This is a genomic window from Motilimonas eburnea (genome assembly GCF_021295345.1).
Classification (GTDB): Bacteria; Pseudomonadota; Gammaproteobacteria; order Enterobacterales; family CBDFNC01; genus Motilimonas; species Motilimonas eburnea.
In genome coordinates this window covers 21930-32643 of the sequence record NZ_JAIMJB010000021.1, presented here as the reverse complement: position 1 = coordinate 32643, position 10714 = coordinate 21930, and the positions used below count along the sequence as shown (strand labels likewise).

Here is a 10714-nt window from a genome sequence, read left to right as displayed (position 1 = left end):
AACAGGAGGCGGTCAGCTAACACCTTTTAGCTGAAACTAAATTGGAGCAATATGTTAGCACAATGTCAACGAACGACGCCGCGAATTGAGAGCTCGTTGCTGATAGAACAAGAGGGCCGTCGGCCCTCTTAGTGTCATATATACCCAATCAACTTGAAGATGCATGTTTCAGCAATAATTTACAGGTTGATTGGGTATGCAAGTTCATCGGTGAGTGAAACTGACACCGATATAACCTGAGTTAGTTACAGTTTTTAACAAATGACCAAACTTCCCATTGGCCACTGTTCGCTGACGGTGATTGACCTTTAGTCCACCAGTTCGCCTTGTATTGCTTGCCGTTTTCTACCGCCAGTTTGCCTGCGGTATAAACGGTCGATGCACTCCAAGCTTCACCACAGGCGCCACTCGGTGGTGGTGTTGGCTCGGTGGTAGGTTGTGGTGGTAAAGTCGGCGCAACCGTTGGCGCAACCGTTGGTGCTGGAGTTGGCGTGGTCACTTGGCTGTAACTGGCAGTTAAGCCCACATTCGTGAAATCAGCATAACCACGCAGCATGATGTGCACCGTACCACTGGCATTGTCAAGGGTACAAGATTCACTGTTACCGTCTTTGTATGGACGACAATCATAACTGGTTAAGCTTGGTTTAACGCCTTGTTTCACATAGAGGTCAGCGTCGCCGCTACCACCTGAAATCGCGACATTGACACGGCTGTTAGTGGCCACATCGATACTGTAGTAGACATTATTGTCTTTGCTGCCAGTCACATAAACAGTTTCACCATTGGCTAACTTGGTTTTTTGTGGCGGCACAGGCGTAGGCTGCGGGGTCGGTGTGGTGCCATTTGGCATGCCGTATATCGCTTGTAAGGCTGCAATATCATACTCAGTTAGCATGGTGCGCTGACCTAGGGCTGAATTAGGCACGTTGGGGTTTTTTGAGGTAATAGTCGGCTGACCATTTACACTAAATGCACGGTAGCTGTAGTGCATGATTGAGCGCACATCGTATGGCCCAACCGATGCTGTGACCGCGCCGCGTTTTTTAAAGTTATTTTCACGGCCCGCGCGGATATTTTCCCATAAGATATTGACGTGCTCATCACGATCGGCACGGGATTGCTCGTGGTAAAAGCCCAATGCGTGTAAAAACTCATGGGCGACAATACCGCGACTGCCACAGCCACTGCCAATGGATAAATCTTGCTTCCCGCCCATGCGGCCCACCATAGAGTAACAGCCATCACCGCGGATGATATTGATGTAGCTAGACTCGCCGCTGCGCTCAACAAAGGTCACGTTGGCCGCTTCTTCCAGCCATTTCATTGCCGCTTTGATGGTGGTGACATCGCCAGCAGGCACACTTGAGTTAATCACATAAGGCACCACGCCATTTGGCCATGTCGTACGTCCGCCCCATGACGCTTTAGCGCCCGGTGCATCACTAAATGATTGTAATTCAAATGGCGTAGCTCCCATCCATTGCAGCTCTTCATGCTCACCTAAAATGATGTCGCCTTCGTATACGCCAAGCTCTTTACCATCTAGGTTTTTAAGCTCGTAAGACACTTCTTCATTTGATCCCATGATGGTGGTAATTTGCTCACCTTGTGAAACAAACGCGGCATTCACTTCTGCTTCGGTTTGCGCGTTGGCCGCCAAAGGTGCGAGAGCCACACAGATAGCGATGGGGGTCATTTTTATTTTCATCTTTGTTCATCCTTGTTTTTAGGCTATTGCCTTATCGTTACATTGCTTCCCTGCGCCACCACTCATCTCCGTGGTTTTGCCTTTTGACTAAACCACAGGTAGGACGCGGGTTGGGAACCGAGTTCCCAATTAAACGGGGCCAAAGCCCCAAATTTAACCGTTAATTACACTCACCTATCACTTCCCAACTGCTCCAAGCATTGCTTGAGCCAGGTGCAAGTGCAGTTGAATACCAAGTGGCTTGCCAACGCTTGTTGGCGTACACCACTTGATCACCCGGTACATAGGATTGGGCTGCATCCCATGATGAACCTTGGCAGCCAGTGCCTGGCTCAGCCGTGGGTGTCATCGTTGGCGTCACTGTTGGAGCGATAGTGGGTGATGTTGTTGGAACCACTGTTGGGGTCGGTGTAGGTGCAATGGTTGGCTCAACGCTTGGTTGAACGGCACCATCAACTAATTGCCATGGGCCCCATTGCGACGCGCCCGGCTCAACGCCTTTGTTCCACCACTGCGCGCTATATACCTTGCCTTGGTAAAGCACTTTATCCCCTTCGACATAGACCTTGCTGCTATTCCATGCCTCGGCTTGCCCCGGCTCAGTTACGTTAACGTCTTTCGTCACGCGATGAGAGGCGCCCTGTTGATCGGTCACTTTCAGACTAACCGTATACTGACCGGCTTTTTGGTAGGTATGTTTTACGGCTTGGCCGTCAGTGGCATCAAGCTGAGTTCCATCACCCAACTGCCATAACCAAGATACAATGTTGCTATCCGCATCTGTGCTCAAATCAGTGAGCTCTATACTTAAACCTTGCACTTGGGCTTTAAAGCTCGCCACTGGTGCTTGGTTTTCACTGCCCGTCGCTGCACTGACTTTTAAGCTAACGCCTTGATAATCTTGATAGCCATTAAGGACGATATAAAAACGACCGATGGCAGCGTTGTCGATAACACACTCTTCGTTATTGCCATTTTTATAAGGCCGACAATCCGCATTACTGCCACTCGGGCGAGAGCCAAATTTCACTAATAAATCAACATCACCTGTGCCACCCTGCGTTGTTATAGTTAGGCGTCCAACTGTCTTATTATCAAACACATAAAGCGTATCTTGGCCTTTTCGACCCGATAAGTTCGTTTTAGTTTGATTGTTAACTAGCTCGATACCTTGATTTGGCGTTGCGGTCACCACCACTTTTTTTGTCAGTTGTTCGGATTGGCCACTGCCGTTAGTGACAGTCAGGCGAACTTGATATTCTCCTGCATTAGCAAAGGTATGATTGACAATAGCACCGCTTCCTTGCTGTTGATCGCCAAACTGCCACAGATAATTTAACCCCGCGCCGACCGAAGCACTGGCATCAAAACGACACGATAAGCCATCACAACTTGCGTCAAACAAGGGACTAGGCGGGTTATCATCCACCACCACAGTGCGACCTGCATTGTCTAAACCAAGGCGATATGTGTCACCGATCTGATCTGCCTGCCAAAGGCTTAACCCAGTTGGCAATGCCAATGGATCTTGCGCTCTTGCTTGTTGGCTTAAGGCCTGCCCACTTGATGAGAAGCGAGCGGTGCGGATCAGCATCTGCTCACCTTTGAGCTGGATAATTTTAAACTGGGCAAAGCTGCTTTGATCAGCAATCCAAGATGAATAGCGGTCAGCGGGGCGTGTTGGTGCGCCCCAACTGCCTTCACCGATAAACACAGTGCCGGCACTGACTTGCTCCATGTCATTGCTGGCAGGTTTGACCGGCCAAGAATATTTAACAAGATGGCTGTCAGACTCCACTGCTAGGTTCATCTTTTTGTTGTAAAAATCCCCTGCCCATTCAAACATCTTGGTGTTGACGTAACTTTTTGAGGTGGTACGAGGAAACATCGGCTTGTGATATTGGCTGATGCGCCATTGCACTTGCCCGCCCGCTTGTGACAAGTCATTACTAAGCCAGTTTTTTTGCTGTTGCCACTGGGTTTGATAACCCGATGAGCGAAATTCGGTATTAAGGGTGTAAACCCGCATTTGATCACCGCCCACATTAAAGGCGAAGTAGGTATCGTTTAAATCACAACGGCCATTGTTGTCGCCATCAACACCAAACACCTTACAAATAAACGTATGATCATTGCCTTCATGGTTGCCTACGGTCGGCACTAAGGCTGGAATGGATAAATAGTTCACGCCATTAACTTGATCTTGGCTAAAGGTGCTTTGCCAATCAGACAACCACTGCGAGACCTCATGAGCTTCATTGCCGTAAGTCAAATCGCCACCAAACATCACAAATAAGGGGCGCACTTTGCTCACCAATTTGTTGCCCGTTCTTCTCATGCTGGCATTGCTGCGCGAATCACCGCCAGCAACAAAGGTAAAATCAGCTGGCGCACTGGGCGCGGTTTTAAACGTGTAGTGTTGACCACAGCCTTGTTCATCACATAAACGAAAATACACGTGCTCATCAGGCGTAAGGTTACGTACTCTGACAAACTCACTGGTCAACACGCTGTCAAACCGCCGACTGGCAAAAGGGGTGAGTTTTCGCCAGGTGGCCTCATCGGGGTTTTGACCGTACATCACATAACTATTGGCACTGGTTTGACTCGGGGAAAAGCCAATCACCGCATTGCGCGCGGGATCTTGATCCCATACCACTCGCACTTGATTAGGCGCGGCATTGGCATAAGCGCCAAATCCCAGCATGGCCGACAGACACAAGGTGCCTATCGTGTGTTTCGTTCTTCGTTGCATCGCTTACATCCTTGTTTAGGTTATTGTTGTCGTCACGTACTCAAGGTTTGCTAACCAATCGCAGCCAAGCACTTCCTTGCGCAGTTAAATAGTTAATTTGCCCCGTGCCAAAATGCACTGTGGCAGGTTTGTTAAGGCTTGGGTGCCAGTCGGCCGTCCAATAAGGTCCCTTCACCGTATTGGGAAAAAGCCCTGCAGGTACCCAAGGGCGCCCAACATAGGCATCAGGATCAAGCAGGCTTTGTAGCTCCGCTGTGTTAGGTAGGCGCCAGTTCGCGACACCGCAATATTGAATTTGGTTAAATAAGTGAATCAATTGCTCGGTATCACAAGGTGCATAACCCTCGGCTAATGCACAGCTGCCTGCGCGCGCAACCCCTTGTTGTTGCCAAAACCACGAATAAGTTGATTTGTAGTAGTGCGCGCCTTCTTGCACGGATTTCACTTCCCACAACAATCCGGTTTCCTTGTCGAAGACACAATGCCAAGGGCCAGATTTAGCAGCGATGTGATGGCCTTGCTGGTGTACTTTTTGATACCTCAATGTCCCCACTTTGCCATCGGCTCCCGTCGCCTCCATCGCGCTCAGTAAGCTCATCAATAACATCAATAACATCAATATTTGGGTTTTCATCCTTGTTGCTCCAACACCAGCTGCCAAGGCTGTTGTGAATAACTATGACGAGTTTGGTTGGCATCAAATGAAGCGGGCCAGATATAAATGCCTGACTCAATATTGAGGTCATGCTCTGAGTGGGTTTGCCTATTACGGGCGATTTCAAGTTGCCAGAAACCGTCTTGCCAGGTCGCGACGGCACGCACATCGCCGCGATCGCCTTCAAATTGATCCAACAGCAGCACACTGGGTAAGGCAGTGCCAATGGGATAAGTATCGAGGTGCTCACTGTAGGCTTGCGTATCCCACCAGCTAATTGCATATTGGCTTAAATCCGCCCCCAGCTCACTGCCTGATGAAGGTAAAAACTGAGCCATAAATTCCGCTTTGGGCAATCGCAATGGCACCACGGTATTGGCGTCAAACCACTGCCAATTCATGCGATAACCGCCTGCATCCTTGGCATCGGTTTGATAGCCTGCGGTATAACGAGGGCAGTAATCACACACCTTGACCGGTTGAGCAAAGTGATCATCATCCAGTACTGACATGTGACTTAGGCGCGCGGCTTTCCACTGCCAAACATCCACTAAGCCTTGCTTGAGGTAATGATAGCCGCGGCCGGAGCGTGATTCAGGCAGATCGGCTCGTGGCTTTGCACCTAAATGAATACTGCCAGCGGCGCCAAAGCGTGCCGAATGACTTAACATAACCGCAAATTTATCTTCGTAAAATTGCTGCTCATCATCGGTAGCAAAGCCTTGTTGGCGAACTTGCCAACCCTGTGCCGTTTTGATCAAGGGGAGGTGTTGATAGCTAGGTTCTGTATCTTGCCATCGAAATAAAAAGTACACCACGTGCTCATCATGCATAGAGCGCGCCGATACTCTAAGCTGCTGACCTTGGTTTGCTCCCTGCCCTAACCACAAATAACTCTCAGTTATCTGTGTCCATTCATCACTAATGCCATCAATTCGTACCGGTTGGGCTGTGTGCTGGCTGACTAATTTGGGCGTGAGACTCGGGTAATAAAAAAAGCAAAGGCCTGCGACCAACACGCCAATGCATAAAGGTAAACTGTGCTTAGCCGGTGCTCGGCGAAATAAAAAAATAGCCAACGTTGGTTTGATACCGGATTGCAATTGCAACAAAATATGTAGCGAAGCCAATAGCACAACCATGATGGCAAGATAGTAGTGAATCTCTAGCAGCCACAGGAATGACAAGCTCTGTGGCGAAAAATACAGCAATAAACCGGTCACTAAGCTCAATGGCAACACGACTTTAAGGGATTGGATCAGCAAACGTTTGGATTTCACCGCAGCCAGTGGCTTATCGCGCAATAATAGGTATCCCGCATAAGCTAACATGACACCTATCCATATCAAGGCTGATAAGCCATGCCAGAAAAACACATCTCCCTGAGGCAATAGCCACTGCAATCTCTGAACGACGGCAACGGCGTGTTGACTATCTTGGGCCAGCCTAAACCCAGAAAGTAAGCTGATCACTAATGCAACCATTGCCGTTGAGTGAATAATCACTAGGGGCCAATCCGTTGACCTCATCCTCATTAAACTTGCTCCTATTGATGAAATATTGCGATACCAGTGATGGTTATCATTGAGCAACATCGTAATAGGAAAAGGCGAAAATCAATGTCAATTAAAAGACACCAGACTCAGCCTTCATAAACCGTTAAAAACCCCAAAAAAAAGACAAAAAGCAATAAAAGCGACAGACCATAATCATTACTAAACAAAGAGTTAATCAATATCGTACCATTTTTCCGTAGAAACGAAGACACAATGAACAGTGGTGAATTACCGAATATCTAGTAGTTTTAAGACATCCTAGGCGAGACAAATATCACAAGTTGATAACATTTATGAGGGAAACAGGATTCGCCCCGATACAGCGTTTTTGTTAACGGCATTTAAAAAGCGCTTTTTGCACAAATCCAAGACGCCAAAGCTTTTATGCTTGGGTATATTTGGTTACAATCATCTACTTATTTTATTGCCCTTGCTCAATCACAACTGTTTAGGTACTTATGACAAGCCCTGCCCATCCATCGACACAAATTGATTCAGTGACCCTAAGCTCAGAAGCTGAGCAAGATATGGGTAAAGTGACTGGCCGTATTCACTCTGTGGAAACGTGCGGCACCGTCGATGGCCCCGGTATACGTTTTATTGTCTTCACTCAAGGCTGCTTAATGCGTTGCCAGTATTGTCATAACCGTGACACTTGGGATACCGAAGGCGGCAAAGAAGTGACCGTTGATGAACTGATGAAAGATTTAGTTCAATACCGCCACTTCATGAACGCCAGTGGCGGCGGAGTCACAGCCAGCGGAGGCGAGGTCATGTTGCAACAAGAGTTTGTTCATGCCTTGTTCAGCCAAGCCAAGAAAGAAGGCATACACACTTGTTTAGATACCAATGGCTTTGTGCGTAAAATGAGTCCGTTGGTCGATGAAGTGCTTGATGTCTCTGATCTGGTAATGCTCGACATCAAGCAAATTCATAACGATGCCCATATTGAACTTACTCACGTTAGCAACAAATACACCTTAGCTTTTGCCAAGCACCTTGCCGAACGGAATCAACCTACTTGGATCCGTTATGTCGTTGTGCCGGGCCACACTGATGACGAGCAATCTGCTCGCGATTTAGGTGAGTTTATTAAGCCAATGAAAAACATCGAAAAGGTTGAGTTACTGCCTTATCACGAGTTAGGCCGACATAAATGGATAGCCATGGGTGAAACCTACCCTCTTGAAGGTGTATCGCCCCCTTCTCGGGATGTCATGAACACAATTAAAGACATTCTCAGTGAATACCACGATAATGTGATTTTCTAATGCTCGCCTCTTCACCGGCCCCTGCCATTGAATTTACCTTACTTAGCGGGGTCGCCGGCACTTTATTAGCTTGCTTACTTCTTGTCATTGGTTATCAGCAGTATTTACACCCACCTCTTTTGCCTGAATTGCAAAAAAGATGCCTTGGAATTGCGCTGGCTTTGCTGCCTATTTGGTATTTAAAAGCTGGCATACACGCCGGCCTTGAAATGCACTTTCTCGGATTGACCGCGGCAACATTAATGATCGGCTGGCGCTTGACCTTTCTGATCGCGACGGCAAACTTAGTGTTACTTAGCTTCTGGCAAGGCAGCTCAGTTGCCCAGACTGTTATCGAAATACTCCTCGGTATAGGATTACCTATCCTTGTCAGCCATCAAGTATTAAGGCTCTATCGACAGCATTTGCCCAGGCATTTTTTCGTTTATGTATTTTGCTGTGGCTTTTTTGCGGCAGCACTGAGCATGTTGGTTCGCCACCTTGCTTTAGGCGGTTTTTACCTGATTGATGGCCAATATCGGGCCGAAGCGGTACTGCAAGATTACCTTCACCTTTGGCCGCTGATGCTATTTCCAGAAGCGCTCCTCAATGGCATGGCCATTAGCCTAATGGCAACCTACAAGCCGCAGTGGCTGGATTCTTTTCAACCTGAAGATCTGAAATAACTGCAATTTTATATAAAAATGACCGCTCAGTTCCCATAAATCCAAGCAAAAACTCAGTTTAGTCTTAAGCTAGATCTATAAACATCATTCATCGACCATGTTAATAGGAATTAGCTATGAAAGTTGCGTGGAAAGTGGTGGGGGCCTCCTCCATCGTATTAGCCGTCACGATCAGCCTGTTGTCTTGGTTTCAATATAAAGAGATGTCCGATAATCTCAAAACCCATTCCTATGCAGCCATTACCGAATCCAGTGACGCATTAAATCTCCAAATCACTCATTGGTTAAATGGTAAGCTCGAGCTGATAAACCTGATGGCCCAGTTCATCGATGCCGACTTTAGCGATGAAAATATCCAAGAAGCATTTAACAGCCCCTTATTAAAAGACGAGTTTTTGCTTATTTTCGGTGGCCTAGACACAGATGGCGTCGCGATCACCAATGATCCTACTTGGCAACCAGATAACTGGGATGCCCGCAAGCGCCCTTGGTACGGTGTAGCCAGAGCAGCAAAAGGCGCAGCCATCACCGAGCCTTATGCCGATGCCGTCACAAAGGATATCCTGATCTCAGTCGTTGCTAAATTATCTGACAAAGGCAGTTTCAAAGGTGCATTTGGTGGTGATTTAAGCCTAAAAACCGTCTCGAGTGCACTAAACACATTGAACTTCAATGGTGCGGGTTACGCTTTTTTACTCAGCAGTAATGGTAAGATCATCTCTCACCCCAACGCTGACCTCAATGGCCAAAATTACAGTACTGCTTTTGGCGGCACTAAATTACCCCTTGAGTCGAATATCAAAGAAGTCAGCATAGACGGTAAATCGTTATGGGTTAGCTTTACCCCTTTAACCGAATTAAAAGGGCTTGATTGGTATCTCGCCATTGTGGTAGACGAAAACATTGTCATGGCTGATGCTCAAGCAATCGCTTGGAAGTCATTATTCGGCGGACTGATTAGCTTACTGATTGGTGTTGTAATAGTCAGTACCCTTATGCAACGCATTCTACACCCTATTGGTCTACTCAGTAGCTCACTTGTAGAAATTAACAGTGGTAACGGCGACTTAACTAAGCGTTTGCCCGTATTATCCAATGATGAATTTGGCGAAGTGGCTGATCAATTCAACAAATTTGTTGCTCAGTTGCAAACCATGATCACCCAGATCAAGTCCATTTCTGATGACATCCGACACAGTACCACTCTGACGAGCGATGAATCACAAAAAGCCGAATCAGAGTTAGCGACACAGCTTGCCGAGCTGGATCAACTGGCCACCGCCATGAATCAGATGGCGTCCAGTGCTGTCGAGGTGGCTAACAGTGCTCAAGTCGCCGCCCAATCAGCACAAACCGCTGACACCGAAACGGCGAACGGCGTGGCCATCGTGTCCAGTGCCAGTCAGTCGATTAATAACCTCGCTAAAGAAATGGATCACGCCGTTGCAACCGTTGTCGAGCTAGCAAAATACAGTGATAACATTGAATCCATCTTACTCGTGATCACCGGCATTGCTGAACAAACCAATTTACTCGCACTCAATGCCGCAATTGAGGCCGCGCGAGCAGGTGAAACAGGACGTGGATTTGCGGTCGTTGCTGATGAAGTTCGTTCTCTGGCTTCTCGTACTCAACAATCCACCAGCGAAATAAAAACCATGATAGAACAACTGCAAACGGGTGTTAGAGAGGCTGAGTCCAAAATTAAACAAAGCAGAGAGCTTGCCAGTGATACCTCTGAAGAAGCCAGCAAGGCGAATGAAGCACTGGATGTGATTCGTTCTGCCATCGTTAAAATAAATGACATGAACTTGCAAATTGCTGCGGCAGCCGAGCAACAATCGGCAACCTCAGAAGAGATTAATCGCAACACCACAAATATCCGCGACATCAGTCAAGAAGTATCCAGTGGCGCCATTGAGCAAGTAAACCATTGTCGCGCAATGGAGCAACAAGTATCTGAGCAAGATAAGCTACTGGGTCAATTTAAGGTTTAACCATCAGAGGTTGACGAAGCAGCCTAAGCCATGTCCGGCTTAGGCTGCTTGGGTATAGAGAGTCAGTTCCTTCAATCAGTTTTCGCAACGCCAGTGGCGTGCAT

General features: G+C 47.6%; 7 protein-coding genes. 3 read left to right on the top strand and 4 right to left on the bottom strand.

The window, feature by feature from the left end; translation table 11 throughout:
• Nucleotides 1-241: 241 nt before the first annotated feature.
• From K6Y21_RS17625 to K6Y21_RS17610, 4 genes are all read right to left on the bottom strand, one after another.
• Complete coding sequence (locus tag K6Y21_RS17625) at nucleotides 242-1711, bottom strand: M12 family metallopeptidase (RefSeq protein WP_233073194.1); 1470 nt, start codon at nucleotides 1709-1711, stop codon at nucleotides 242-244.
• 160 nt (nucleotides 1712-1871) lie between these two features.
• Nucleotides 1872-4466, bottom strand: a complete 2595-nt coding sequence (locus K6Y21_RS17620; RefSeq protein WP_233073193.1) for a PKD domain-containing protein — start codon at nucleotides 4464-4466, stop codon at nucleotides 1872-1874.
• 40 nt (nucleotides 4467-4506) lie between these two features.
• A complete protein-coding gene (locus K6Y21_RS17615) occupies nucleotides 4507-5100 on the bottom strand; it encodes an Lcl C-terminal domain-containing protein (protein WP_233073192.1) in 594 nt (197 codons plus the stop codon).
• Nucleotides 5097-6656 (bottom strand): ethylbenzene dehydrogenase-related protein, encoded by a 1560-nt coding sequence (locus tag K6Y21_RS17610; protein ID WP_233073191.1) that lies wholly within the window; start codon nucleotides 6654-6656, stop codon nucleotides 5097-5099. The genes K6Y21_RS17615 and K6Y21_RS17610 overlap by 4 nt, the downstream gene beginning before the upstream one ends.
• Before the next feature lie 548 nt (nucleotides 6657-7204).
• Here K6Y21_RS17610 and pflA point away from each other — a divergent pair.
• The 3 genes from pflA to K6Y21_RS17595 all read left to right on the top strand — a co-directional run bounded on the left by pflA (nucleotide 7205) and on the right by K6Y21_RS17595 (nucleotide 10610).
• Entirely contained in the window at nucleotides 7205-7948 is a 744-nt protein-coding gene (pflA, locus tag K6Y21_RS17605; RefSeq protein ID WP_233073228.1) for a pyruvate formate lyase 1-activating protein, read from the top strand.
• Nucleotides 7948-8613 carry an energy-coupling factor ABC transporter permease gene (locus K6Y21_RS17600; RefSeq protein WP_233073190.1) on the top strand — a complete coding sequence of 222 codons (666 nt, stop codon included), beginning with the start codon at nucleotides 7948-7950 and terminating at the stop codon, nucleotides 8611-8613. The genes pflA and K6Y21_RS17600 overlap by 1 nt, the downstream gene beginning before the upstream one ends.
• 116 nt (nucleotides 8614-8729) lie before the next feature.
• Nucleotides 8730-10610, top strand: coding sequence for a methyl-accepting chemotaxis protein (locus K6Y21_RS17595; RefSeq protein WP_233073189.1), 1881 nt, complete (start codon nucleotides 8730-8732; stop codon nucleotides 10608-10610).
• Nucleotides 10611-10714 lie beyond the last annotated feature (104 nt).

Excerpts from the sequence above, each read along its gene's own strand:
- K6Y21_RS17615 (WP_233073192.1), bottom strand. The coding sequence starts at position 5,100 with ATGAAAACCCAAATATTGATGTTATTGATGTTATTGATGAGCTTACTG.
- K6Y21_RS17625 (WP_233073194.1), bottom strand. The coding sequence starts at position 1,711 with ATGAAAATAAAAATGACCCCCATCGCTATCTGTGTGGCTCTCGCACCT.
- pflA (WP_233073228.1), top strand. The coding sequence starts at position 7,205 with ATGGGTAAAGTGACTGGCCGTATTCACTCTGTGGAAACGTGCGGCACC.
- K6Y21_RS17610 (WP_233073191.1), bottom strand. The coding sequence starts at position 6,656 with ATGAGGATGAGGTCAACGGATTGGCCCCTAGTGATTATTCACTCAACG.
- K6Y21_RS17595 (WP_233073189.1), top strand. The coding sequence starts at position 8,730 with ATGAAAGTTGCGTGGAAAGTGGTGGGGGCCTCCTCCATCGTATTAGCC.
- K6Y21_RS17620 (WP_233073193.1), bottom strand. The coding sequence starts at position 4,466 with ATGCAACGAAGAACGAAACACACGATAGGCACCTTGTGTCTGTCGGCC.
- K6Y21_RS17600 (WP_233073190.1), top strand. The coding sequence starts at position 7,948 with ATGCTCGCCTCTTCACCGGCCCCTGCCATTGAATTTACCTTACTTAGC.